Source organism: Streptomyces sp. NPDC006435 (genome assembly GCF_040612315.1).
In the GTDB taxonomy this organism is placed as follows: Bacteria; Actinomycetota; Actinomycetes; order Streptomycetales; family Streptomycetaceae; genus Streptomyces.
The window spans coordinates 145,734-170,291 of record NZ_JBEXPY010000010.1; the positions used below are offsets into that span (position 1 = coordinate 145,734).

General features: G+C 71.2%; 24 protein-coding genes, 1 pseudogene and 1 CRISPR repeat array. Of the genes and pseudogenes, 9 read left to right on the forward strand and 16 right to left on the reverse strand.

All coding sequences use genetic code 11. The features are described from left to right. Window positions 1-80: 80 nt before the first annotated feature. The 4 genes from ABZZ04_RS13750 to ABZZ04_RS13765 form a co-directional block, all read right to left on the reverse strand. Window positions 81-398, reverse strand: coding sequence for a hypothetical protein (locus ABZZ04_RS13750; RefSeq protein WP_356932385.1), 318 nt, complete (start codon window positions 396-398; stop codon window positions 81-83). 10 nt (window positions 399-408) lie between these two features. Then, window positions 409-1,401 (reverse strand): sigma-70 family RNA polymerase sigma factor, encoded by a 993-nt coding sequence (locus tag ABZZ04_RS13755; RefSeq protein WP_356932386.1) that lies wholly within the window; start codon window positions 1,399-1,401, stop codon window positions 409-411. A gap of 237 nt (window positions 1,402-1,638) precedes the next feature. Further along, window positions 1,639-2,355 carry a L,D-transpeptidase family protein gene (locus tag ABZZ04_RS13760; protein ID WP_356932387.1) on the reverse strand — a complete coding sequence of 239 codons (717 nt, stop codon included), beginning with the start codon at window positions 2,353-2,355 and terminating at the stop codon, window positions 1,639-1,641. A gap of 188 nt (window positions 2,356-2,543) precedes the next feature. Continuing rightward, window positions 2,544-3,863 carry an MFS transporter gene (locus tag ABZZ04_RS13765; protein WP_356932388.1) on the reverse strand — a complete coding sequence of 440 codons (1,320 nt, stop codon included), beginning with the start codon at window positions 3,861-3,863 and terminating at the stop codon, window positions 2,544-2,546. 62 nt (window positions 3,864-3,925) lie between these two features. Between ABZZ04_RS13765 and ABZZ04_RS13770 the strand changes: the two genes are divergently transcribed. The 4 genes and pseudogenes from ABZZ04_RS13770 to ABZZ04_RS13785 all read left to right on the forward strand — a co-directional run bounded on the left by ABZZ04_RS13770 (window position 3,926) and on the right by ABZZ04_RS13785 (window position 8,334). Then, window positions 3,926-4,879, forward strand: coding sequence for a LysR family transcriptional regulator (locus ABZZ04_RS13770; protein WP_356932389.1), 954 nt, complete (start codon window positions 3,926-3,928; stop codon window positions 4,877-4,879). Between the two features lie 268 nt (window positions 4,880-5,147). Beyond that, window positions 5,148-5,907: direct repeats of the CRISPR family, unit length 28 nt; unit sequence GGGACCACCCCCGCACGCGCGGGGACCA. A gap of 322 nt (window positions 5,908-6,229) precedes the next feature. After that, window positions 6,230-6,403: pseudogene (locus tag ABZZ04_RS13775) on the forward strand (haloacid dehalogenase); the annotation flags it as partial. A 63-nt stretch (window positions 6,404-6,466) separates the two neighbouring features. Further along, window positions 6,467-7,105 (forward strand): HAD family hydrolase, encoded by a 639-nt coding sequence (locus tag ABZZ04_RS13780; protein WP_356932390.1) that lies wholly within the window; start codon window positions 6,467-6,469, stop codon window positions 7,103-7,105. A gap of 44 nt (window positions 7,106-7,149) precedes the next feature. Next, the gene (locus ABZZ04_RS13785) at window positions 7,150-8,334 is read left to right on the forward strand and encodes a helix-turn-helix domain-containing protein (RefSeq protein WP_356932391.1); all 1,185 of its coding nucleotides are present in this window, start codon (window positions 7,150-7,152) and stop codon (window positions 8,332-8,334) included. 1,322 nt (window positions 8,335-9,656) lie between these two features. Here the strand turns inward: ABZZ04_RS13785 and ABZZ04_RS13790 are convergent. Together ABZZ04_RS13790 and ABZZ04_RS13795 are read right to left on the reverse strand one after the other, a co-directional pair. Next, window positions 9,657-10,085: a hypothetical protein gene (locus tag ABZZ04_RS13790; RefSeq protein ID WP_356932392.1), complete on the reverse strand. Its 429-nt coding sequence runs from the start codon at window positions 10,083-10,085 to the stop codon at window positions 9,657-9,659. Window positions 10,086-10,624: 539 nt separating this feature from the next. After that, window positions 10,625-11,386 carry an alpha/beta hydrolase gene (locus ABZZ04_RS13795; protein WP_356932393.1) on the reverse strand — a complete coding sequence of 254 codons (762 nt, stop codon included), beginning with the start codon at window positions 11,384-11,386 and terminating at the stop codon, window positions 10,625-10,627. A gap of 102 nt (window positions 11,387-11,488) precedes the next feature. On the opposite strand from ABZZ04_RS13795, the gene ABZZ04_RS13800 reads away from it, so the two are divergent. Further along, window positions 11,489-12,640, forward strand: a complete 1,152-nt coding sequence (locus ABZZ04_RS13800) for an adenosine deaminase (protein ID WP_356932394.1) — start codon at window positions 11,489-11,491, stop codon at window positions 12,638-12,640. Between the two features lie 142 nt (window positions 12,641-12,782). Further along, window positions 12,783-13,121 carry a hypothetical protein gene (locus ABZZ04_RS13805; RefSeq protein WP_356932395.1) on the forward strand — a complete coding sequence of 113 codons (339 nt, stop codon included), beginning with the start codon at window positions 12,783-12,785 and terminating at the stop codon, window positions 13,119-13,121. An 80-nt stretch (window positions 13,122-13,201) separates the two neighbouring features. Here ABZZ04_RS13805 and ABZZ04_RS13810 read toward each other — a convergent pair whose 3' ends face one another. The 5 genes from ABZZ04_RS13810 to afsQ1 form a co-directional block, all read right to left on the reverse strand. Beyond that, a complete protein-coding gene (locus tag ABZZ04_RS13810) occupies window positions 13,202-13,405 on the reverse strand; it encodes a PspC domain-containing protein (protein WP_356932396.1) in 204 nt (67 codons plus the stop codon). A gap of 92 nt (window positions 13,406-13,497) precedes the next feature. Next, a complete protein-coding gene (locus ABZZ04_RS13815) occupies window positions 13,498-14,082 on the reverse strand; it encodes a VanZ family protein (protein WP_356932397.1) in 585 nt (194 codons plus the stop codon). Window positions 14,083-14,293: 211 nt separating this feature from the next. Continuing rightward, window positions 14,294-14,929: a hypothetical protein gene (locus tag ABZZ04_RS13820; RefSeq protein ID WP_356932398.1), complete on the reverse strand. Its 636-nt coding sequence runs from the start codon at window positions 14,927-14,929 to the stop codon at window positions 14,294-14,296. After that, the gene (locus ABZZ04_RS13825; protein WP_356932399.1) at window positions 14,926-16,464 is read right to left on the reverse strand and encodes a HAMP domain-containing sensor histidine kinase; all 1,539 of its coding nucleotides are present in this window, start codon (window positions 16,462-16,464) and stop codon (window positions 14,926-14,928) included. The genes ABZZ04_RS13820 and ABZZ04_RS13825 overlap by 4 nt, the downstream gene beginning before the upstream one ends. Next, window positions 16,461-17,138, reverse strand: a complete 678-nt coding sequence (gene afsQ1, locus ABZZ04_RS13830) for a two-component system response regulator AfsQ1 (protein ID WP_176729344.1) — start codon at window positions 17,136-17,138, stop codon at window positions 16,461-16,463. The genes ABZZ04_RS13825 and afsQ1 overlap by 4 nt, the downstream gene beginning before the upstream one ends. Window positions 17,139-17,340: 202 nt before the next feature. On the opposite strand from afsQ1, the gene ABZZ04_RS13835 reads away from it, so the two are divergent. Continuing rightward, window positions 17,341-18,102 carry a SigE family RNA polymerase sigma factor gene (locus ABZZ04_RS13835; RefSeq protein ID WP_356932400.1) on the forward strand — a complete coding sequence of 254 codons (762 nt, stop codon included), beginning with the start codon at window positions 17,341-17,343 and terminating at the stop codon, window positions 18,100-18,102. 226 nt (window positions 18,103-18,328) lie between these two features. On the opposite strand, the gene ABZZ04_RS13840 is transcribed toward ABZZ04_RS13835, so the two are convergent. Further along, window positions 18,329-19,036, reverse strand: a complete 708-nt coding sequence (locus tag ABZZ04_RS13840; protein WP_356932401.1) for a uridine kinase — start codon at window positions 19,034-19,036, stop codon at window positions 18,329-18,331. A 63-nt stretch (window positions 19,037-19,099) separates the two neighbouring features. On the opposite strand from ABZZ04_RS13840, the gene ABZZ04_RS13845 reads away from it, so the two are divergent. Next, window positions 19,100-19,519, forward strand: a complete 420-nt coding sequence (locus ABZZ04_RS13845) for a hypothetical protein (protein WP_356932402.1) — start codon at window positions 19,100-19,102, stop codon at window positions 19,517-19,519. 149 nt (window positions 19,520-19,668) lie between these two features. Here the strand turns inward: ABZZ04_RS13845 and ABZZ04_RS13850 are convergent, their stop codons facing one another. Genes ABZZ04_RS13850 through deoC form a run of 3 tightly spaced genes read right to left on the reverse strand, consistent with a single transcriptional unit; the run spans window position 19,669 to window position 22,971 of the window. Then, the gene (locus ABZZ04_RS13850; RefSeq protein ID WP_356932403.1) at window positions 19,669-20,574 is read right to left on the reverse strand and encodes an aldehyde dehydrogenase family protein; all 906 of its coding nucleotides are present in this window, start codon (window positions 20,572-20,574) and stop codon (window positions 19,669-19,671) included. After that, on the reverse strand, window positions 20,564-22,003 hold the full coding sequence (locus tag ABZZ04_RS13855) for an aldehyde dehydrogenase family protein (RefSeq protein WP_356932404.1): 1,440 nt from the start codon (window positions 22,001-22,003) through the stop codon (window positions 20,564-20,566). Before ABZZ04_RS13855 ends, ABZZ04_RS13850 begins: the two co-directional genes overlap by 11 nt. Window positions 22,004-22,008: 5 nt before the next feature. Then, on the reverse strand, window positions 22,009-22,971 hold the full coding sequence (deoC, locus tag ABZZ04_RS13860; protein ID WP_356932423.1) for a deoxyribose-phosphate aldolase: 963 nt from the start codon (window positions 22,969-22,971) through the stop codon (window positions 22,009-22,011). 146 nt (window positions 22,972-23,117) lie between these two features. On the opposite strand from deoC, the gene ABZZ04_RS13865 reads away from it, so the two are divergent. After that, entirely contained in the window at window positions 23,118-23,780 is a 663-nt protein-coding gene (locus ABZZ04_RS13865) for a PH domain-containing protein (protein WP_356932405.1), read from the forward strand. Window positions 23,781-23,816: 36 nt separating this feature from the next. On the opposite strand, the gene ABZZ04_RS13870 is transcribed toward ABZZ04_RS13865, so the two are convergent. Beyond that, window positions 23,817-24,485 carry a TetR/AcrR family transcriptional regulator gene (locus ABZZ04_RS13870; RefSeq protein WP_356932406.1) on the reverse strand — a complete coding sequence of 223 codons (669 nt, stop codon included), beginning with the start codon at window positions 24,483-24,485 and terminating at the stop codon, window positions 23,817-23,819. Window positions 24,486-24,558 lie beyond the last annotated feature (73 nt).

The window sequence follows — 24,558 nt, forward strand, 5'->3', positions numbered from 1 at the left end:
ACCTCGCCCGCACCGAAGCCACGCCCGCTCCCGCTACCGTTCCTGCCCCCGTCCTCGCCCCGCGCCCGTTCCTGTCCCGCTCAGTCCTCCTCGTCCCCGGACGACGTGGTCCGGACCGAGTCGCAGAACGTCGTACCGATGGAGATCTTTCCGTCGGCCGGGACCTTCGTCAGCGTGGCGGACGAGTTCGGGGAGGCGCTGGGGCCGGGAGGTGCCGCCACGAAGTCCCCGCAGTCGGACTCGGGCTGCGGTCCCGGCTCCGCCCCGGAGGACGGCGTTGCCACCGGGGCCGGGCCGCCGGTGGCGGAGGGCTCGCCCATCCACTGGGCCACGCCCCAGCCACCGGCCGCCAGCACCACCCAGCCGGCCACCAGCCCGTTCCGTATTCCGCGTCTCACCGGCCCGGCCTCACTCCGTCGCGTCGTCGTCGAGGTGGTCCGGCAGTCCGAAGAGCGGGAACCAGCGCGGCGTGTCCAGGAAGCAGTGCATCCCGGTGATGGCGCCGTCCGAGATGTCGATGACCTGCACCGCCCACGGCACGAACCCGGGGCCTTCCGGGTTCGGCTTGTAGTGGGCGAACGCCGGGGTGCCGTTGGCGAACGTCGGCACCAGGCGGGAGCCCGCGCAGCTCGCGCCGATGGAGAGCATGAAGCCGGTGATGTCGTCGTGCCCCTGGAGCCAGAGGTCGAACGGCGGCATGGTCATCACGGCGTCCTCGTGGAGCAGCGCGGTCAGCGCCGCCATGTCGTACCCCTCGAAGGCCGCCACGTACCGCTCCAGGAGCTTGCGCTGCTCCTCGTCGAGCGGATTCGCGGTGTCCGCGGGCTTCCCCTCGTGCTCCGTGAGGGTGGCCCGCGCCCGCTGGAGGGCGCTGTTGACGGAGGCGACCGAGGTGTCCAGCAGCTCGGCGACCTCGCTCGCCTTCCAGGCCAGCACCTCGCGCAGGATCAGCACGGCCCGCTGCTTGGGCGGCAGGTGCTGGAGCGCGGCGACGAACGCCAGCCGCACCGACTCCCGCGCCACGGCGGCCTCCGCGGGGTCGGCCACCGTCGGCAGGACGCGGCCGTCCGGCATCGGCTCCAGCCAGGTGTTCTCCGGCAGCGGGTTGAGCGCCGCCTGGGCGAGCGGCGTCGGCCCCGTCAGGTCGACGGGACGGGCCCGCTTGTTGCCCGCGTTCAGCATGTCCAGGCAGACGTTGGTGGCGATGCGGTACAACCAGGACCGCAACGAGGAACGCCCTTCGAACTTCTCGAAGTTCCGCCAGGCACGCACCAGCGTGTCCTGCACGGCGTCCTCCGCCTCGAAGGCCGAGCCGAGCATCCGGTAGCAGTAGCCGGTCAGCTCGACCCGATGCCCCTCCAGACGGCTGTCGATGTCCGTCGTCGCCGTCAGATCACCCATCGTTCCACCCCTGTTGTGCTGTGACACCGCCCACTTCAGCACTTCGGAAGCTACAGCAGGCCACTGACAACAGGGGTGGAAAGCGCCGAAGCCGCTCCTGCCGCAGCCGTGTTCCAGTCGCGTTCGGGGCGAGTTCCGGCCGAGCGCCGATCAGGCCCGGACCGGACCCGGAGCAGGCCCGGAACGGGTTCCGACCGGCTCCCGGACCAGGTGCCGGGCCCGGGCGGCCGGGCCGGATCAGGTGCCGGGCTTGCGCCCGTACACGTGGACGTCGTCGCCGTTCCTCAGCAGCTTCCAGTACGACTTCGCGTCGGCGGACCGCATGTTGACGCAGCCGTGCGACCCCGGCGGGTTCCACATCTTCACGCCCACCGAGTGGAACGCCTGCCCGCCGTCGAAGAACTGCGCGTACGGCATGGCCACGTGGTAGATCGAGGAGACGTGGTCGATGTTCCGCCAGTAGATCTTCTTCGACCCGGTGCGGGTCTCGTACCCGTTGCGTCCGGTCCGCACCGGCACGGGGCCGAACTTCAGCTTGCTGCCGTCCTGGATCCAGCTCAGCTGCCGGGTCAGGTCGACGCACGCGATGCGCCCCTTGTTGGTGGGGCACTTCTTGTCCTTGTTCGGGTTCTTGCCGGCCGCCTTCTGGGCGGTGAGCGTCTTCATCGTGCGCCAGGTGACCGGCCCGGCGTACCCGATGGTGGGGGTGACCCCGTACGTGCTCTGGAACGACCGGATCGCCTTGCAGTCGGCGGACGACTGCTTGCCGTCGACCGGCAGGTGCAGATACTTCTCGACCTGCTTCTGGTACGGCCCGGTGGACTTCGTGCAGGACGCCGCCTGCGCCGACCCGCCGGTACCGATGACCAGGGCGGGCACCGAGGCCAGCCCCGCGACCGTCAGCGCGATGCCGCGCCGCAGCCGTATTCCCCGTATGTTCCCCGCGACTCCCATTACGCCAACTCCCCTTCGCGCGCCGTGAGGTGTTTCCGCCTGCTAGACGCGCGTCGGGGAGTCGATGGTTGTGCGCCGGATGTCTCAGTTCTGCACGGGTACCGGGCGCCGGGTTCCGCCCCCGGGCGGGTGCCGGAGGCCGGATCGGGGGCGGGCCGGACCGGGGACGGGCCGGGGCGGGCCGGGCTTCAGGCCCGTACGGCCGCCACCGGCGAGGTCCGGAGCCGTTCGGCGCGGGCGGCCCGCGAGCCGTACAGGGTGATCGACACGACGCCGAGCACCGCGAACAGGCCCAGCGCCACGGTCCCGGTCCAGCCGCCCGAGTGGAAGGCGACCGCGCCGAGCGTGCCGCCCGCGCTGGAGCCCAGGTAGTACGCGGACTGGTAGAGCGCCGACGCCTGGGCGCGGCCCTTGGTTGCCGTACGGCTCACGGACGAGGAGGCGACCGCGTGCCCGGCGAAGAAGCCGGCCGTGATCAGGACCAGGCCGAGGAGCACGGCGGCCAGCCGGTCGGAGAGGGAGAGGAGCAGCCCGGCGGCGGTGGTGGAGACGGCCAGGTACAGCGCGCCCCGGCGGCCGAGCCGGGCGACCAGCTTGCCGGCCGCGGCGGAGGAGACCGTACCGACGAGGTAGACCAGGAAGATCGAGCCGACGACGCCCTGCGGAAGGTTGAACGGCGCCTCCACCAAGCGGTAGCCGATCACCGTGTAGACCGCGCCGAACACGGTCATGAACAGCGCGCCGATCGCGTACAGCCGACGCAGCAGCGGGTCGGAGAGGTGGTCGCCCACGGTCCTGGCGAGGGCCTTCGGGTTCAGCGTCCCGGGGGTGAAGTTCCGGGCCTTGGGGATCATGAAGTGGAAGACGACCGCGCAGGCCAGGGCCATCAGCCCGACCGCGCCGAGCGCCGCCCGCCAGCCCCACAGCTGGGCGATCCAGCCGGTGACGATGCGGCCGCTCATGCCGCCGATGCTGTTGCCGGCCACGAACAGTCCGATCGCGGCGACCAGCGCCTTCGGCCGTACCTCCTCCGCCAGGTACGCCATCGCGGAGGCGGGCAGTCCGGCCAGTGCCGCGCCCTGGACGGCGCGCAGCGCGATCAGCCAGCCCAGCGAGGGGGCGAAGGGCACGAGCAGCCCGACCAGTACGGCGACCGTCAGCGACGCGGTCATCATCTGCCGCCGCCCGAACCGCTCGGAGAGCGCGCTCATCGGCAGTACGCACAGCGCCAGCGCGCCCGTCGCGGCGGAGACCGTCCAGCTGGCCTGGCCGGCCGTGGCGCCGAGGGAGGCGGAGACGGCGGGCAGCAGGGCCTGGGTGGAGTAGAGGAGCGCGAAGGTCGCGACGCCTGCGGCGAAGAGCGCGAAGCTCATCCGGCGGTAGCCGGGGCGGCCGGGTTCGAGGCGGTCCGTCGCGGCGGCGGCGGGCGCGGGGGAGTCGGCGACGGGGGACGGCTGGGACGAGGCGGCCACGACGAGCGTGGACGCCCCGGTACTGGCGGGAGGCATGCTTCGAAAGTAGACCTCTCCATTTCATGCGTCCAATGCACAAATTGGCGATAATCAATCCCATGGTGCATGAACGCAGCTCACAGCCTCGGCTGTCACCGGGTAGTTACGAAGAAGACATCCGCGCCGTGCTCGCGCCGAGGCTGGCCCACTTCGAGGCGGTGGCCCGCCACGAACACGTCACACGCGCCGCGCAGGAGCTCGGCGTCCCGCAGTCGACGCTGTCGCGGGCGATGGTCAGGCTCGAACAGGACCTGGGCGTCGCCCTGTTCGCCCGCAAGGGCCGTACGGTCTCGCTCACCCCGGCGGGCCGCACCTTCCTCGGCTCCGCCGAGCGGGCCCTGGCCGAGGTGGAGAAGGCCGCCGACTCGGTACGGGCCGACGCCGACCCGGCCACCGGCAAGGTCGCCTTCGGCTTCCTGCACACCATGGGCTCGGAGACCGTCCCCGCCCTCATCCGCGCCTTCCGCGCCGACCACCCCCGGGTCCGCTTCCAGCTCGTGCAGAACTACGGCGAGGCGATGCTCGAACGCCTCCGGGCCGGCGGCCTCGACCTCTGCCTCACCTCCCCGGTCCCGGACGCCCCCGACCTGGTCGCCCGCCGCCTGGACGAACAACGCCTGCGCCTGGTCGTCCCCGAGGACCACCGCCTCGCCGGCCGCCGCCGCATCCGCCTCGCGGAGGCCGCCGACGAAAAGTTCGTCACCCTGGAACCGGGCTACGGCCTGCGCCGGATCACCGACGACCTGTGCGCCGAGGCGGGCTTCACTCCCCGGGTGGCCTTCGAGGGCGAGGAGGCGGAAACCCTCCGCGGCCTGGTCGCCGCCGGCCTGGGCGTGGCCCTCCTCCCCCCTCCGGCGGTGGCCCGCCCCGGAGTCGTCGAACTGACGGTCACGGCCCCGAGGGCCGCCCGCGAAATCGGCGTCGCCTGGCTCGACGGCCACCCCGACACCCCACCGGTGGCCGCCTTCAAACACTTCCTCCTGTCCCGCCGCGGCCACCTGCTGCCGGACTGACAACACCAACCAGCACCCCGCGTGCGCGGGGACTGCACGACATCAAGATCAAGCTCGAAGACATTTCGCCGAACCCGGGACCACCCCCACACGCGCGGGGACCACGGAACTTCCACCACCGCCCCGGGGACCACCGGGTCACTCCGGTGACCTGGAGGTATTCGAAGGGGCCACCCCCGCACGCGCGGGGGACCACGTCAGCCGGATGACGGTCTTGGTGCCGTCGCTGGGGCCACCGAGGTACGGGTGTACCCGAGGAGTTCGGCGACGGACCACCCCCGCACGCGCGGGGACCACGGCATCCTCGGCTCCGGAGCCAGCGAGACCGCGGGACCACCCCCACACGCGCGGGGACCACTCCGCCTGGCGGCGCTCGAAGTGCGCCCGCCGGGAACCACTCCCGCACGCGCGGGGACCACCGGTGGTGGTCCTCGCCGTCGGCCGTCACCATGGGACCACCCCCGCACGCGCGGGGACCACGGTCAACGAAAAGAACCCAGAGCCCGGTCATCGGGACCACCCCCGCACGCGCGGGGACCACATTGCGATCAGCGCGGACAGGCTTGCCCGTTCGGGACCACCCCCGCACGCGCGGGGACCATCGGCGGATCTGCTGCGCGCCGAGGTTGAGCGCGGGACCACCCCCGCACGCGCGGGGACCATGGGTAGCGGTCGCAGGGGCCCGGATTCTGGTAGGGACCACCCCCGCACGCGCGGGGACCATTCGGCGTTCCCCGCCTCGTGGATGGTCCAGTGGGGACCACCCCCGCACGCGCGGGGACCATACGCCGCGGTGCCGGCGGTCCCAGTCCATGGAGGGACCACCCCCGCACGCGCGGGGACCATATCTGCCGGGCCACCGCGAGGGCGCGCCCGTCGGGACCACCCCCGCACGCGCGGGGACCATTACAACGTGGGCGTCGGCCCGACCAGCACGGCGGGACCACCCCCGCACGCGCGGGGACCATGGCGACGCGGAAGCGTTCGGGGTCAGTTCGGGGGGACCACCCCCGCACGCGCGGGGACCATAGTTCGTGACCTGCTGCTTTATCGCGGCAGGGTGCCAGTTTTACTTACTTCCAAAGATTCCGACATGACGCCCATAAGCGGTATTTCTTCTAAGTGGTGGGTAGGGGGCCTGCACAGAGTGATTATCTCAGACCGTCTTCACCTCAAGGCTCTTCCTCATGACTGGACTTGGTCCGCAAGGAGGAGGCTTGGGCTTGTGTCGCGATTGGATGGCCACATGTTGACGGACCGACAACACCAACGCCCGTAGCCGCCTGGTCCAGCTGCTTCCCGGCAACTGGCGCCTTCCCACCGCCTGCCGGGGCATTTCTGCGGCGACTTGCCGGGCGGGCGGAGCGCTTCGGCGAGGTCGGCCTGTACCCCGATGTCCGCTCGGCTCTTGTACAGCTTCGAGGTGGTGGGCCGTGGCTCGGCGTCGCGGGGAACCAGGTCGTCCGCGCCGGTGGAATTTGGCGGGAGTTGTTCACCGACGACGTCGATCTGGTCGGTACCTCGGGCTGTACGGCACGCATGCGGCTTGCCAGTCCTGGCTGCTGGCCCTGCCCGTAAGCTCACCAGGTGAAGACGATCGTGTTCGACATCGGTGAGACCCTCGTTCGCGACGACCGCTACTGGGCCTCCTGGGCGGATTGGCTGGGCGTACCCGGACACACCTTGTCCGCGCTCGTCGGCGCCGTCACCGCACAGGGCCTCGACAACGCGGAAGCCCTCCGCCTCCTGCGCCCCGGTATTGACATTGCGGCCGAGTACGCCGCGCGCGAGGCTGCCGGCCGTGGCGAGCGCCTCGACGAATCCGACCTGTACGAGGACGTGCGCCCCGCACTCACCGCGCTGCGGGAAGCTGGGGCCCGGGTCGTCGTCGCGGGCAACCAGACGATTCGTGCCGGGGACCTGCTGCGCGGCATGGATCTGCCGGCCGACTTCATCGCCACCTCCGGGGAGTGGGGCTGCGCCAAGCCGTCGCCCGAGTTCTTCGCGAGGGTTCTCGATGCCTCCCACGCCCCGGCGCAGGACACCGTCTACGTCGGTGACCACCCCATGAACGACACCGTCCCGGCCGCACGGGCAGGGCTTCGCGCGGCGCACCTCCGCCGTGGCCCCTGGGGACACTTGTGGGCAGACGATCCCCAAGTCCGGGAGACTGCGGACTGGGTGATCGATTCGCTCATGGACCTGATCGGCATCGTCGGCGAATAGCCGGTTCCGTACCCACACCGTGACGGCGTGGGTACGGTCGGAGCATGTCCGCCGACTCCCCGCGCGAGGTCGGTGAGCGAATTGCCGCGTGCCGACGCGCGCGCCGCCTCACCCAGACCGGTCTGGCCTCGGCCGCGCACGTCTCCTACGCCACCATCCGCGCCGTCGAGCGTGGTGCGCGGCGGCCGAGCGACGAGGTGATCGAAGCGATCGCCGCCGCTCTCGCGGTGGATGCCACCCAACTGCGCACGGGCTATGTGGGCACTGAACGGCGGGTTCACCAAGCCCTCCCGGAACTGTCGGCCACGATCGCCGGGTACGACATCCCACAAGGCTCTCCGACCCGTACGCCGGACGAGCTGGCGGACGCGATCAGTACAGCAGTGGTTTGGAGGCTCGGCGCCCAGTACGGGCGGATCGCCGCGGAGATCCCCAGCCTGTTGGACGACGCCATCCGGTACGTCCACACCGCACGTGGCGCCGAACAGCGGACCGCTGCCCGGATGCTGGCCGCTGCCGCCCGCGTCGGTGACGCGATTGCCTTCAAGTACGGGGCACGTGACCTTTCTGCCCGGCTGATCGACCTGATGCGCTGGGCAGCCGACCGTACGGAGGACCCTCTCGTTCAGGCTGCCACGGCATACGTACGGACCGAGGTCTTCTTCACGGCCCGGTCCCACGCCGCCGGCCTTGCTGCACTGGAGCAGGCGATCGACGTGGCGCCCGCGCCGTCGTCCCGGTCGGAAGCGGCTTCCCGCGGTGCCCTCCACATGCGGGCCGCCGTCATCGCCGGACGCGACGGAAACGCAGATGCCGCCGACACCCACCTGGAGCACGCCCGGCAGCTCGGTGATCAGGTCGCGCGCGAGGGCATCTATCTGGGCACTGCGTTCGGCCCCGACTCGGTCCGAATCCATGAGGTGTCCGTCGCTGTCGGCCTCGGCCGCGACCACGTCGACCGCGCTCTGCGCGTAGCGACGGAGTGGACGCCCCCTGTCGGCCTGCCGGCCGAGCGTCGCAGCGGTTTCTACATCGAGCTGGCCCGTGCGCAGGAGTGGGCCGGGCTTCAAGCCGACGCGTTCGGGAGTCTCAAAGCAGCGCGGGCAGCAGCTCCGCAGCACACACGCGAGCACCCGTGGGCGCGTGAAGTGGCCGGCAGCCTGCGGCGTTTTCATCGCGCCGACGTGGAGGCCCTGTCGTACTTCGCGCACTGGATCGGGGCTGTCTGAACCAACTGCTACAAGCAGTAGCAGTTGCGGTTCGGCCCAGGCCTCAAGCTCTGTCTGTCCGCATCATGCAGGTAGAGGAGGGCCTCATGGCCACCCCCACGCTCGTCGAGGGGCAGGGGCGCAACACCTGTCTCCACAACGCCGCTCGTTGGTGCTGTGGCGCTGTGGTCCGATACCCCGTGCAGGCCAGGGCCGTTGCCCTGTCAGGGCAGGTTCGGTCGCGGCCGAGTATCTCCTGCGGCTGCGATTCCTTCGTCAGTACTGGAGCCGACGATGCCCACTGCTGAGATCGGCCTGCCCGATCCGGCACTCCTGTCCGGCGCGCAGCAACGCGGCACCCACTGTGTCTGGTGCTCCGTCGCGCTGGTCAACGGAACGGCCCGTGACCTCGGGCCCCGCCCGGTGGATGCCCACGGAACCTCGGCTCTGTGGTTTCCCCGCTGCTGCCCTGTCTGCTGGAAAGGCTACGAACAGTGATCATTACGATGAAGTCCGCCCGATCGGGTGGCGACAAGGCGTACCGCGCACTCCTCGGCCACACCTGCGTGTGTGCCGCTTGTCGACATGCGCCATGTCTGGTCGCGGTCCAACTCGCCCGGGTGTGGCGGGAGGTCCGCCGGCGAGATGTTCCCAATGTCAACAGCCTTTGATGCAAGGCCAGTTGAGTGCATACGGCGGACTCGTTGCGGCCGGGCCCGGCATCACGGTCCGCGTTCGTGAGCGGCCGTCCCGGACGCCTGGATCGAGCAGAGCAGACCCGGCGCGACCCTGGCACCGACATCACCCCCGCCCGCGCGGGGAACACGGCACCATGACCGGCCCGTACTTCTCACGGCTCGGACCACCCCCGCCCACGCAGGGAACATGCCAACGCCGACGGCAACGCGCGCTTCTACGGCGGACCACCCCCGCACGCGCGGGGACCACGACCTCTACGCGGTCCGGATCGGCCTCGACGGCGGACCACCCCTGCACGCGCAGGGATCACCGACGGCTGTTTCCTGGCCAACAAGTGTCCCGAGGGACCACCCCCGCTCACGCAGGGACCATCCAGGCATCAGGCCTTTCACGAAGTCCTTCACTGGACCACTCCCGCACACGCGGGGATCACTGGACCGTATGCCGAAGCGCGACAGCCATCACCTCGGCGCGGCAGATGCCGCCGAGGTCGAAATCTGCCGCCGAACCCGGCCCGGCAACCGCTGCTGTGGCATTCGTGCCCGAGCCCACTATGGCTCAACGTCCGCGTCCCGAGCAGCCCGCTGGGAAACCGGTATCGGGAAACTGCCGGTACCGCGCGCCGCCGGTGGAAGCGACCGGCGTCAGGACGCGGCCACGCGCGCCGCCTCCAGCTGGGCCACAAGCCGCACGACCCGCCGATTCCGGGCCCGGCCCCAGCTGTGGCCCCCCATCATCAGCAGCTGGTCCGTCCCGCCGGAGGCCAGTACCAGCTCCGGGACGTCGGACTGGTAGACGCTGCCCGACAGAACGGCCACCCGCACCTCCAGGACGTCCGCCCACGCGTGGGAGCGCGTCCCGAACATCCCGGAGTACCTCACCCCGGTCGACCCATAGGAGACGCTGAACATCGGCGCGCGGAACGTCAGCATCACACCCGGTACACCCAGGACCACGATCGGGATCAGGCCGGTCACGTTGCGCACGCCCGTCGCCATCGCCACGGCGACCAGCAGGCACGCACTGCCCATCAGGAAGTAGCAGATCGCCGAGAGAGGGCGTCTCTTCCGCATGTCTGTCCCCCAGTTCCGCAGCGCTTGGCGCTTGGCGCGTGGGACCGTTCGAGGCCCGAGGTTCGGGGATGCCGCCACCGCCTGTGGACAAGCATACGAACGGCGGTGCAGCGGCTGTTCCTCGTGGTCCTGTACCTGGCCGTCGGCACTTCCGACCATGTGAGCCGGTACGCCGATAACACCAGCGTGCTTTGACGCAGGCCGTCACCGGGGCGACGAACGGTGGCCTGTGCAGGGTCACCCCCGCACGCGCGGGGACCACAAGCAGATGCGGCAGGTGGCCAAGGCCATCGCGGGACCACCCCCGCCCACGCGGGGACCACGGTGAAGACCTCCAGGGCCGCAAGCGCCGAGAGGGACCACCCCCGCCCACGCAGGGATCACAGTTCGTGACCTGCGACGTCACCGCGCCCAGGTGCCGATTTCGCTCACCTCCAAAGGTTCCGGCATAACGGCCATAAGGCCTGCCCCGTTCGCGTGGGCAGGTGGCATCCGCGCGACACGGGCGTCCTGAGTCATTTTCTCAACTCCTCAACTCCTCAGTTCCGCAAGGACTTCCCGAACCCCGCCGCCAACGGCATCCGCAGCCCCAGTGGCGGCGGGGCCGCCAAGGCGTCGGCCACCGGGCGGGCGTAGGGGTGGTCGAAGAGGGAGCCGCGGATGAAGTCGGTTGCCAGGGCGGAGACTTCGGATCGGTGCTGGCGGAGGGAGTGGCCGTCCGAGTGGACCTCGAAGCGGCAGGTGTCGCGGTTGGTCTTCTTGGCGCGTTCGGCCAGGCGGAAGGAGAGTTCGGGGTCCGTGCGGGCGTCGTTGGTGCCGTGGACGAGGAGGACCTGGCGGCCGAGCAGGTGTTTCACCGGTTCGGGGTGGTCGGTTTCGTCCTCCGGCAGCCAGGGGGCCATCGCGAGGACGGAGTTGACCGCCGGGTGGCCGCCCGCCCGGAGGGCCGCCCGGCCGCCCATGCCGTGGCCGGCCAGGCAGACGGGGACGTCGCCGTACCGTCGTACGACCTCGTCCACCGCCCACTCGGCGTCCGCCGCGAGGTGGGCGGCCGTCGCGTTCCAGCCGTGGCAGCGGTACCGCACCACGTGCGTGACGAGCCCGTCCTCGCGGCCCGCGCGGGCCAGGGACCGGGCCAGGGGGAGTTGGAGTGCGTAGGAGACAGGGGAAGGGCGGCGATACGAGTCGGCCTCGCCGTCCGGGAGCAGCAGAACCACGCCGCTGACCGCTGTTGGTGCTCCGGCCGTCCTGACGGCCCGTCCCAGCCTCGCAGCAGGCAGGGGGAGTGCGCGCTGTGCCATGGCAGAACAGTGTCAGAAGGGCGGGTGTACTCCACCCGTATTCGCGGTCACTGTTACGTATCGACAAGCGACATCTACGCGCGTAGGGGCTAGAGTGCGCAGATGATGAGCCCGACCCTTCACGTGCCCGGCCAGGATCAGATCCGGCGTGCCCCCAAGGTCCTTCTCCACGACCATCTCGACGGTGGTCTGCGCCCGGGAACGATCGTCGACCTCGCCCGCGCGAGCGGCTACGACGGACTTCCCGAGACCGAGCCCGACAAGCTCGGCATCTGGTTCCGCGAGGCGGCCGACTCCGGGTCGCTGGAGCGCTACCTGGAGACGTTCGCCCACACCTGCGCCGTCATGCAGACCCGTGAGGCGCTGTTCCGGGTGGCCGCCGAGTGCGCCGAGGACCTCGCCGCCGACGGGGTCGTCTACGCCGAGGTGCGGTACGCCCCCGAGCAGCACCTGGAGGCCGGGCTGAGCCTCGAAGAGGTCGTCGAGGCGGTCAACGAGGGCTTCCGCGAGGGCGAGCGCAGGGCCCGCGAGGACGGCAACCGCATCCGGATGGGCGCGCTCCTGACCGCGATGCGGCACGCCGCCCGCTCCCTGGAGATCGCCGAGCTCGCCAACCGCCACCGCGACCAGGGCGTCGTCGGCTTCGACATCGCGGGCGCGGAGGCGGGCTTCCCTCCCACCCGCCACCTCGACGCCTTCGAGTACCTCAAGCGCGAGAACAACCACTTCACCATCCACGCGGGCGAGGCGTTCGGTCTGCCGTCGATCTGGCAGGCCCTCCAGTGGTGCGGCGCGGACCGGCTCGGCCACGGTGTCCGCATCATCGACGACATCGAGGTCACCGACGACGGCGTGAAGCTCGGCCGCCTCGCCTCCTACGTACGGGACAAGCGCATCCCGCTGGAGCTGTGCCCGACCTCCAACCTGCAGACCGGTGCCGCCGCCTCGTACGCCGAGCACCCCATCGGGCTGCTGCGGAAGCTGCATTTCCGGGCCACCGTCAACACGGACAACCGGTTGATGAGCGGTACGACCATGAGCAATGAATTCGAGAAGCTGACCGAGACTTTCGGATACACGCTCGACGACATGCAGTGGTTCACCGTCAATGCGATGAAGTCGGCATTCATTCCTTTCGATGAACGTCTGGCGATGATCAACGAGGTGATCAAGCCCGGGTACGCCGAGCTGAAGTCCGAGTGGCTCTTCGAGCAGACCGCTGCGACCAGCGTTTCTTCCGCCTCCACCGACTGATCGGTGCCTTGACGACCGGCGGCCGGGGCAATGATTTCCCGGCCGCCGGTCGTCTTTTTCCGCGTGTCGCCATGTTTGCGGGAAGGCGATGGGCTGGCTAATTTTCGGAGCCCACATCCCTCTCCCCAAGGATGAATTTCACATGAAGCAGTCTGCTGCCAGGACTCTCGGCGTCGCCGCCCTCGGGGCCGCTTTCGCCGCTGCCGCCGCGGGTACCGCCTCCGCCGCCGTGCTGCCGGGCGGAGCCGCCGCCACCACCGTCCTGCCGGTCGCCGGTGCGGCGCTGGACACCGCGACCCGGACCCTGCCGGCCGAGGACGTCACCACCACGCTCCTCGGCAAGGGCCAGCAGAAGCTCGTCGGCGGAGCCACCGGCACGGCGAAGGGCCTGCTCGGCGGCCTGCCCGCGGGCGGCGGCCTGAACGCCAACGGTCTGACGGCCAACGGCCTGTCGACCAGCACCCTCCCGCTCGGCGGCTGACCCGCGGCGCATACGCGCATACGCCTGTGGGCGGACACCCGGACCGGGTGTCCGCCCACAGGCGTATGCGCGTACCAGGGTCACCAGGCGGAGGCCGCCGACGTCTTCTCGGACGGGAAGAGCAGCCAGAGCGCCAGGTAGAGCAGGAACTGCGGTCCCGGCAGCAGGCAGGAGACCAGGAAGATGATCCGCATGGTCCCCGCGGAGGTGCCGAAGCGCCGTGCCAGCGCCGCGCACACTCCGCCGATCATGCGTCCGTCCGTGGGGCGGGCAAGTGCGGCCATGGTGGGCTCCTTCGCGAACCGTTGCGGGGAGCAGCTCCGTCGTGCTCCCGGTGCATCCATGGTGCTCCGGCGAACAGGGGCAAAGCGTCGCTCTACGGGGCGATCCCGACCCTGGGAATCGTCGGGGTCGCCCCCTGAGCCGCCTCGTCCCTGGGACGGGTCAGTACCCCGATCCGCTGCTGCTTCCGGCGCAGCACTCCGACCCGCTCATGCTTCCGGCGCAGCCGCGCCCGGCACATGGGGACCACCAGCAGGTGGGCGAACGCCACGCCGGCGGTGTTCAGGAGCAGCGAGTCGACGTCGACGACCTGGCCGGGCACGCCGGTCTGCGCCAGCTCGATGCCCAGCGAGATCAGCGCGCCCGCGGCGACGGTGCGGGCCAGCGAGGCCCACGGGGAGACGAACAGCCGGCCCCCGGCCATCGGCAGCAGCACGCCGAGCGGGGCGAGCAGCAGCAGTCCCTCGCCGATCCGGCGGGTGGCCTCGACGGGGCCGAGGGACAGGTCCGCTCTGATACCGGCGAGGGGTTGCAGATTCGAGGCAGTCATCCAGGGCACGTCGAGCGGCCGCAGGGTCAGCCACCCGACGAACAGCAGATGCGCGAGGAGGAGAGATACCCCGGCCCCGCGGAAACGGATAACGGTTTGACCGTCCAAACCTTCCAGACCTTGACGCACGTCCCCCAAGACGCGCCGCACGGCAGGATCGGTTCCGCATAGCCGGAATCCGGTTCGGGGGCGGTTCGGGGACGGTCCGAGGCCCGTTCGGAGGGTGGCTCGGAGGTGGTCCGGGGCTCGTTCCGGGCTGCTCGGGGGCGGTACGAGGTCCGTCCGGGGTGCCCCGGCGCGGGGTGTGCCCCGGTACCGCGGCCCCGTTCCCCGGCCGCTGTCAGGCCCCCGTGCCGGCCGTCAGGCCCACGCCCAGGTTCGGTACCGCCTTGGGGCGGGTCTTCATCTCCGAGGTGCACAGGTACCCGCGCGGCTCGTACTCCCCGGGGCCGGCCAGCATCACCGTGCTGTCCGGGGCGAGCGACTTGTTCTCCGCGTACGTGCACACGATCTGGGCCAGTGCCTCGGACTGCAGGTCCTCCGGCTGCTCGGTCAGCCGCAGCGTGCCCGGCCGGTCGCCGGCGCGGGCCGGGCCGATCCGCAGGGACTCCGGGACGGTGGTGGAGTATCCGGCCTTCCGCTCGGCGGCGGGCGGCTTCTGCCGCAGCTCGTCGAGGAGGTCCTGCGCGATGCGGATCCGGTCCGCCCCGGACCCGTCGGTCGCCCGCACCGTACGGTCCACCGTGACCAGCTGCGAGGAGCAGACCAGATAGACCTGTACGGGGACGCCGCGCAGGTCCTGCGTCGCCACGCTCTTCGCGGACGTCGTGCAGGGCACCTGGGACGGCGCGGCCCCGGCGTCCACCGGTACCGACGTGGTCCTGATCCCGCAGGCCGAGAGCAGCACGGCCCCGGCCACCGCGCCGGTCAGTGCCGCGGCCCGGCGGAGTGTCCGGTGGTTCTCGCTGTTCCTCATGCCTCGTCGCCCTCCTCGTCCCGGATCCCGGCACCGTGCCCCCCGTCGGAACGGGTGAGCCGCTCGGCGTCCTGCGGCAGCCGAAGCACGAACACCGCGCCGTCGCCGTCCGGTGAGTTCGAGGCCGTGATGTCGCCGCCGTGGATGTGCGCGTTCTCCATGGCGATCGACAGGCCGAGACCGCTGCCGTCGGAGCGCGGACGCGAGGCGCTGGCCTTGTAGAACCGGTCGAAGACGTGCGGCAGCACGTCCTCGGGGATGCCGGGGCCGTGGTCGCGGACCTCGATGACGAGTTCGTCGCCCTCGGTCCGCACCGCGACCCGTACCGGCGAACCGCCGTGCTTGAGCGCGTTGCCGATCAGATTCGCCAGGATCACGTCGAGGCGGCGCGGGTCGAGGCGGACCATCATGCCGCGCTCGGCGTCCAGGTCCACCGCGTCCAGCCAGGCGCGGGCGTCGATGCAGGCGGTGACCTGGTCGGCGACGTCGACGGTGTCGAGGACCAGCCGGGCCGTGCCCGCGTCGAAGCGGGTCACCTCCATCAGGTTCTCCACCAGGTCGTTGAGGCGCCGGGTCTCGCTCACCACCAGGTGCACCGCGGGCGCGATCATCGGGTCGAGGCCGTCCGCCTCGTCCTCCAGCACCTCGGTGACGGCGGTCAGCGCGGTGAGCGGGGTGCGCAGCTCGTGCGACATGTCGGCGACGAACCGCCGGCTCGCCTCCTCCCGGGCGCTCATGTCCGCGACCCGTTTCTCCAGCGAACTCGCGGTTTTGTTGAACGTACGGGAGAGATCGGCCAGTTCGTCCGTGCCGGACACCACGAGGCGGGTGTCGAGCTTGCCCTCGCCGAGCTTGCGGGCGGCGTCGCCGAGCCGCTGCACGGGGCGCAGCACGGTCGTCGCCGCGGCCTGCGCGAGCAGCGCCGAACCCACCAGCGCGAGCCCGGTGGCGATCCCCAGCGACCAGGCGAGGGAGTTGAGGTCCTGCCGCTCCTGGTCGAGGGACTTCAGCATGTAGCCGGTCGGGCCGCCACCGATGATCTTCGTGCCGCCCACCAGGTACGGGGTGCCCCGGATGCTGGTCCGCTGCCAGAACAGGTGGTACTCGTACTTGTTGCCGGACTCCAGCGACTGCTTCTTGTTCACCGCCTTCTGCAACGCCGGCGGCACGTTGTCGAGCGTGAAGGTGTCCAGGTCGGAGTTGCCGACGATCGGCTTGCCGGCGTCGCGCTCGTCGACCAGCAGCACGCTGTAGCCCGGCGAGCTGTTCGCCATCTGCGTGGCCGCGTTCTGCAGGTCGTCCTTGGTGGGGCGCAACGGCAGCGCGGCCGCCCGGTTCTGCATCTCCTGGCGGAAGTCCCCGAGCGCGGCGTCCTGGGTGCGGGTCAGCACGGCCTCGCGGTTCAGCCAGTACGCGATGCCCGAGGCGGAGACCGCGGCGGTCAGGGCGACCAGCCCGAACACGACGACGAGACGCAGGCGCAGACTGGTCCAGCGGAGCCCGGTCAGCAGGCGCCGCGCGGTGGCATCGCTCACTGAGGCGAGTCCAGCCGGTAGCCCACACCGCGAACGGTACGGATCAGGGTCGGCGAGGACGGCACGTCCTCCACCTTGGCGCGCAGCCGCTGCACACAGGCGTCCACCAGCCGGGAGTCACCGAGGTAGTCGTGCTCCCAGACCAGCCGCAGCAGCTGCTGCCGCGACAGGGCCTGGCCCGGCCGGCGGCTCAGCTCCAGCAGGAGGCGCAGCTCGGTCGGCGTGAGCTGGAGGTCCTCCCCGTTCTTGGTCACGGTCATCGCGGACCGGTCGATCACCACGTTCCCGAAGGACGCGGAGTCGGTGGACTCGCGTTCGCCGCGGCGCAGCACCGCGCGGATACGGGCGTCGAGCACCCGGCCCTGCACGGGTTTCACCACGTAGTCGTCCGCACCGGACTCCAGCCCGACCACGACGTCGATGTCGTCGCTGCGCGCGGTCAGCAGGATGATCGGCAGCTGGTCGGTGCGCCGGATGCGCCGGCACACCTCGAAACCGTCGATGCCGGGCAGCATCACGTCCAGCACGATCAGATCCGGCCGCTGCTCGCGCAGCAGTTTCAGGCCGTCCTCTCCCGTCGCCGCAGTGGCCACACGGTGGCCCTGGCGTGACAGCGAGAGTTCGAGGGCCGTGCGGATGGCGTCGTCGTCCTCGATCAGCAACAGGAAAGGCACGCTGGTCATTCTGACCCATGGTGGAGCCCCAGTTCGACCGTTACGGCCCACTCGTGCCTCCGGCGTACCCACGGCGCACCTCCGGCGCGGGGCGAAGTCCCCTGTGACAGGCCTGTGACAGTCGGCGGACAGGGCCATGAAACTGCCCCGGCAAGCTCTTCGACACAAGGAACGGACGGACTCCACCGATGGGGGGCGCGAGATGAACGCAACTCACAGCATCACCGCAAGCGCAGTTGTCACGCGTCTGCACGATGTCGGTCGGAGTGCCGAGAAGTCCGGTGCTTCGGGTGGGCGGGGGTGCATTCGCGGTGCCGGGCGTCAGCACACGTCGTACATGACGGTGGTTGACGTGCCCGTGGGGGGCAACGGGGGGAACAACGGGGGCAACGCGTACGGGGAGGGCACGGGGGAGCGGAAGGTCCCGGCGCAGGCCGAGAACGCCGAAGCGGCGTTCACCGCCTACGTCCGGGAGCGCCGCGCCTCCCTGTACGCGACCGCCTACCACCTGACCGGTGACCGGTTCGAGGCCGAGGACCTGCTGCAGAGCGCCCTGTTCTCGACGTACCGGGCGTGGGACCGGATCAGCGACAAGGCGGCGGTCGGCGGCTACCTGCGCCGCACCATGACGAACCTGCACATCAGCGCCTGGCGCAGGCGCAAGCTCAACGAGTACCCGACCGAGGAGCTGCCGGAGACGGCGGGCGACACGGACGCGATGCGCGGCACGGAACTGCGCGCCGTGCTCTGGCAGGCGCTGGCGCGGCTGCCCGAACTCCAGCGCACGATGCTGGTCCTGCGTTACTACGAGGGCCGCACCGACCCGGAGATCGCGTCCATCCTCGACATCAGTGTCGGCACGGTGAAGTCCAGCATCTGGCGGTCGCTCCGCCGGCTGCGCGAGGACGAGGTCCTCAGCTTCGGCCGTGACCAGGAGGAGTCCTTCGGCGAGCTGGTGGCCTGAGGCAGGGGGAAACCACGGGGGGCCCGAGGGGGGAACCACGGGGGACAACGGGGGCGCCGCTTCGGGGGAGGCGGCGCAGTACGGGGAAAAGTCGCGGGGTCGGACGGGCCGGGGGGTCCTGTCCGGCCCCGTCGGCATGTACCGGTACCCTCGCGGCCCGGGTCCCGCACGGACCGGGCGCCCACGGGGCCGAGGGCCGGGGCGTCGGGGCCGCGGGGGCCCGGTGTCAGGCCGTTTCGCGCGAGACGGACGCGCGGCGACACCGTCCCGCCGCGGCGGCTGCCAGGCGGCCCAGCGCCTCCTCCTTGCCGCACGGGTACGCGCCCAGGGCCGTCTGGCGGGCCACGATCCGGCGTTCGGCCCGCATCAGCCGCCAGCCGCGGCGCAGCAGGAACGGCACCGACTTGCGGCCCTCGCGCAGGTCCCGCAGCAGCCGGCGGCGGAACGTCGTCGTCGGGCGGCCGCGCAGGCACAGCGCGTCGGCGAGCACGCCCAGTTCCTGGCACCGCGCGACTATGTCGGCGGCGAAGATCCCCTCGGCCACGAACAGCGGCGTGCGCTCGATGTGGAGGGTCTCCCGGTCGATCCGCGAACTCGTGGAGATGTCGTAGACCGGGACGTCCGTGCGTCCCGTGCGGCACAGCTCGACGATCGCGGCCACCGCCCCGTCCGCGTCCCAGGACTGTGCGGAGTCCCAGTCGATGTCCGTACTGCCGGAAACGAGCGGCAGCGTGGGGTCGTCGCCCTCCTTGTAGAAGTCGTCCAGGCGCAGCACCGGAAGGTCGGTGCGGGCGGCGAGGGAGGACTTGCCGGAGCCGGAAGGTCCCGCGAGGAGCACCACGCGGGTCGGGATCGGTTGGGAATTCACAGGACACGAGTGTGAGGCATCCACCCGTGCAGGGGATCCCCCGGTACCCGTGTTGGTATCCAGCATCACATCTCAACTACTCTACGCACTCAGATGATTACTCGATCGTCTCGATCAGGTGGGAAACACATGGCACGTCATGCACTTTCCAAGTCCCCGCGCCGCGCCCTGCTGAGGGCAGGTCTGACCGTCACCGCGGTGGGTGCCGCGCTCGGCGCGGGAGGTGCGGCGGCCCAGGCGGCGCCGGCCCCCGCCCCGGCCGTCGGTGCGCAGGACACCGGCCTCGGCACGGACATCGACGCGGCGACGGGTGCGGCGACCGGGGCGCTCGGGTCGTCCCTGAAGCACGGCATCGCCCCCGTCACGCATCTGCAGCTCGACCCGCTGGCCAGGACCGGCACGGACCCGCTGAACAACGGGGTGGAGACCCAGGTCGCCGACTTCAAGCCGCTCTCCACGACCGTCCTGACCGACCCGCTGACCAGCGGCGGCGCGCTCAAGGACCTGCCCGTGGTGGGGCAGGTGGCCCAGGCGCTGCACGGCGGCTGAGACGACGGCGGCCCGCCCCGCCCGGGAGTCCCGGAGGGGCGGGCCGCCGCCCGGCCGCACGGGCCGACCCGCGGCGAGGGGGAACGCACGGGCCGGCCGGCGGCACGGGGGAGGGGCGGCCGGTGGCCCGGAGGCCACCCGGCGGCCCCTCAGTACGAGGAGCCCGACACGCCCAGTGCGCCTGTCGGGTGCCAGACCGTCTTCGTCTCCAGGAAGGCCGTCAGGCGGTGGATGCCGGGGGCGGCCACCCAGTCCGCGGTGCCGTCGCCGTCCGTGTCCTGCGGGCGCAGGACGCGCTTCAGGTTGTCCGCCGCCGCGATCTCCAGCTCCTTCGCGAGCCCGGCGTCCGCGCCCGTGAGGTCGATGGCGTTGACGTCCTGGTGGGACGCGAGCGGGGCCGCGATCTCCGCCGTCCGGCCGGACAGGACGTTCACCACGCCGCCCGGCAGGTCGGAGGTGGCGAACACCTCGCCCAGGGAGAGCGCGGGCAGCGGGCGGTCCGCCGAGGCGACGACGACCGCGGTGTTGCCGGTCGCGATCACCGGGGCGATCACCGAGACCAGGCCCAGGAACGACGACTCCTGGGGGGCCAGGACCGCGACCACCCCGGTCGGTTCGGGTGTGGACAGGTTGAAGAACGGGCCCGCGACCGGGTTCGCCCCGCCCACGACCTGGCCGATCTTGTCGGTCCAGCCGGCGTACCAGACCCAGCGGTCGACCGCCGCGTCCACGACGGCCGCCGCCTTGGACTTCGACAGGCCCTCGGCCTCCGCGACCTCCCGCACGAACTGGTCCCTGCGGCCCTCCAGCATCTCCGCGACGCGGTAGAGGACCTGGCCGCGGTTGTACGCCGTCGCGCCCGACCAGCCGCCGAACGCCTTGCGGGCGGCCACGACCGCGTCGCGGGCGTCCTTGCGGGAGGACTGCGGGGCGTTCGCCAGCCACCTGCCCTTGGAGTCGGTCACCTCGTACACCCGGCCGCTCTCGGAACGGGGGAACTTGCCCCCGACGTACAGCTTGTAGGTCTTGAAGACGCTCAGACGGTTATCGGACATCGAGGTACGCCTCCAGGCCGTGACGACCGCCCTCGCGGCCGAAGCCCGACTCCTTGTAGCCGCCGAAGGGCGAGGTCGGGTCGAACTTGTTGAACGTGTTGGCCCAGACGACGCCGGCCCGGAGCCTGTTGGCCACCGCGAGGATGCGGGAGCCCTTCTCCGTCCAGATGCCGGCCGAGAGGCCGTACTGGCTGTTGTTGGCCTTGGCGACCGCCTCGTCGGGGGTGCGGAAGGACAGCACCGACAGCACCGGGCCGAAGATCTCGTCGCGGGCGATGGTGTGCGCCTGGGTGACGCCGGTGAAGAGCGTCGGGGCGAACCAGTAGCCCGCGGAGGGCAGTTCGCAGGGCGCGGTCCAGCGTTCGGCGCCCTCCGCCTCGCCCGTCTCGGCGAGCGCGGTGATCCGGGCCAGCTGCTCCGCGGAGTTGATCGCGCCGATGTCGGTGTTCTTGTCCAGCGGGTCGCCGAGCCGGAGCGTGGACAGCCGCCTCTTCAGGGCGTCCAGCAGTTCGTCCTGGATCGACTCCTGCACGAGCAGGCGCGAACCGGCGCAGCAGACCTGGCCCTGGTTGAAGAAGATGCCGGTGACGATGCCCTCGACGGCCTGGTCGATCGGGGCGTCGTCGAAGACGATGTTGGCGCCCTTGCCGCCCAGTTCGAGGGTGACCCGCTTGTCCGTGCCGGCGACCTGGCGGGCGATGGCCTTGCCGACCGCGGTCGAGCCGGTGAACGCGACCTTGTTCACGTCCTCGTGCGCGACCAGGGCGGCGCCCGCGTCCCCGTAGCCGGGAAGGATGTTCACGACGCCCTTGGGCAGGCCCGCCTGACGGCAGATGTCCGCGAAGAACAGCGCGGACAGCGGGGTCGTCTCGGCGGGCTTGAGGACCACCGTGTTGCCGGTGGCGAGCGCCGGGGCGATCTTCCAGGCCAGCATCAGCAGCGGGAAGTTCCACGGGATGACCTGGCCCGCGACGCCGAGCGGGCGCGGGTCGGCGCCGAAACCGGCGTGGTCCAGCTTGTCGGCCCAGCCCGCGTAGTAGAAGAAGTGCGCCGCGACCAGGGGGAGGTCCGCGTCGCGGGTCTCCTTGATCGGCTTGCCGTTGTCGAGGGTCTCCAGGACGGCCAGCTCGCGGCTGCGCTCCTGGATGATCCGGGCGATCCGGAAGAGGTACTTGGCGCGCTCGGAGCCGGGCAGCGCCGACCACTTCTCGAACGCCCTGCGGGCCGCCTTCACCGCCCGGTCCACGTCGGCCGCCCCGGCCCGCGCGACCTCGGAGAGCACCTCCTCGCTGCTCGGCGAGACGGTCTTGAAGACCTTGCCGTCGGCCGCGTCGGTGAACTCGCCGTCGATGAACAGGCCGTACGAGGGCGCGATGTCGACGACCGAGCGCGACTCGGGCGCGGGCGCGTATTCGAATGCAGATGCCATGGGGATCAGTCCACCGTCACGTAATCGGGGCCGGAGTAACGGCCGGTGCTGAGCTTCTGACGCTGCATCAGCAGGTCGTTCAGCAGGCTGGAGGCGCCGAACCGGAACCAGTGGTTGTCCAGCCAGTCCTCGCCCGCGGTCTCGTTCACCAGCACCAGGAACTTGATCGCGTCCTTGGAGGTGCGGATGCCGCCGGCCGGCTTCACACCGATCTGCACGCCGGTCTGCGCCCGGAAGTCGCGCACCGCCTCCAGCATCAGCAGGGTGTTCGCCGGCGTGGCGTTGGTGGAGACCTTGCCGGTCGACGTCTTGATGAAGTCGGCGCCGCCCAGCATGCCGAGCCAGGAGGCGCGGCGGATGTTGTCGTACGTGGACAGCTCGCCCGTCTCGAAGATCACCTTCAGGCGGGCGTCGGGGCCGTCGGGCCGCGCGCACTCGGCCTTCACGGCGAGGATCTCCTCGTAGACCTTCAGGTAGCGGCCGGAGAGGAAGGCGCCCCGGTCGATCACCATGTCGATCTCGTCGGCCCCGGCGGCCACGGCGTCGCGGACGTCCGCGAGCTTCACGTCGAGCGCGGCGCGTCCGGCGGGGAAGGCCGTCGCGACGGAGGCCACCTTCACGTCGGAGCCGGCCAGCGCGGCGACGGCGGTGGGCACCATGTCGGGGTAGACGCAGAGCGCCGCGGTGCGCGGGGTGGTGCGGTCGATCGGGTCGGGGTTGAGGGCCTTGGCGGCGAGGGCCCGGACCTTGCCCGGGGTGTCCGCGCCTTCCAGGGTCGTCAGGTCGATCATCGAGATGGCCAGGTCGATGGCGTAGGCCTTGGCCGTCGTCTTGATCGAACGGGTTCCGAGGGACGCGGCACGCGCTTCGAGGCCGACGGCGTCGACGCCGGGCAGCCCGTGCAGGAAGCGGCGCAGCGCACTGTCGGACGCGGTCGCGTCGGCGAATGCTGGAGCTGTGGTGGGCATGGTCACCAGGGGAGCATATCTACGCGCGTAGCGACCTGTACAGGGGCCCGGTCCTCCAGGGGGCGGGGCGGTGCGCCGCGCGGCGGGTGCGCGGTACGGGGCGGCCGCCCCGGCGCCGCTCGGGACCGTCAGGCAGAATCGGGCCCATGACGAGCCCCACACCGCCCGCCGAGCCGGTCTACGCCGACCGGACCTTCCGCTCGCCCGCCGGGATGGTCGGAGGCGTCCTGCTGCTCCTGCTCATCTGCTGGATCGGCGGGGACGCCCTGTTCCGGGGGAGCGGCCGGGTGCCGTGGCTGGCGCTGGCGGGGGCGCTGACGGCGGTGCCGCTGATCGTCGCGTTCACGCTGCGGCCCGTGGTGTCCGCCAACGAGCAGCGCATCCGCATCCGCAACCCGTTCCGGACGATCACCATGCCGTGGACCGAGGTCGCGGACCTGCGGGCCGGGTATTCGAGCGAGCTGTTCACCGAGGGCGGCGCCAAGTACCAGCTGTGGGCGGTGCCGGTGTCGCTGCGGCAGCGGAAGAAGGCGGCCCGGCAGCAGTCCCGGCGCTCGCTGGACGACCCGTACGACCGTACGTCCGCGACCGCCGACGTCCGCGACACCAAGGCCCGGACGGCGACGGCCGACCAGACCATGGCGGACCTGCGGGAACTGGCGGAGCGTGCGAAGGCGGGCGCGAAGCCCTCGGCCTCCTCCTCGGAGGGGGGCGCGGAGTCGGCCGTGTCGGTGCGCTGGGCGTACGAGGTGATCGCGCCGGCGGTGGTGGGTGCCGTGCTGCTGACGATCCTTCTCGCGACCGGCTGAGGCCGGAGCCGGACCCGGCCGGGGCCGTCGACGCGATCACGCGTCGGCGGCCCCGACGGCGTTCCCGGCGGTGTACTGGCGGCACTCGCCGGTGAAGACGGTGGCCAGTTCGGCGGCGATCAGCGACGCGCACAGTTCGGCCGCGGGCACGCCGTTCACCCCGGCGGGGTCGCGGTAGACCTGCATGGCCAGCCCCTCCGTCACGGCGGTGAGACGGACGGCCGCGGGCCACGGGTCCAGTTCCTCCTCGACCTCGCCGCACTCCTTGCCGTTGCGCACGGCCCGCGCGATGTCCTCGCGCAGCCGCCGGGCGGTCTCGACGTCGACCGCGGCGAGGGCGGGGTTGTCCAGCGCGCGACCGGCGAACGCCCGGGCGACCCGGAACTCGGTGCGGCGCGTCTCGTCCAGCGGGACGAACTCGGCCATCGCCCCGGCCAGCACCTGTGCGATGGGCCGGCGGTGCTCGATCCCGGCCCGGATGCGCTCGTCGGCCCGTCGCCGGATGGCCGCACCCACCTCGCCGAACGCGTGGAGCAGCATCTCGTCCTTGGTGCGGAAGTAGTGCTGCACCAGCCCGACCGACATCCCCGCCCCGGCGGCGGTGCGGGCGACGGTGACGGCGTCCAGTCCGCGATCCGCGATCAGCGCGCAGACGGCGGCGGCGATCTGACGGCGGCGTTCCTCGTGGTCGGAAGTTCTCGGCACTTGATAACCGTATCACCGTACGGTAAAAACCATATCGCCATACGGTTATCCAGCCCGCCGCCCGGCGGGACGA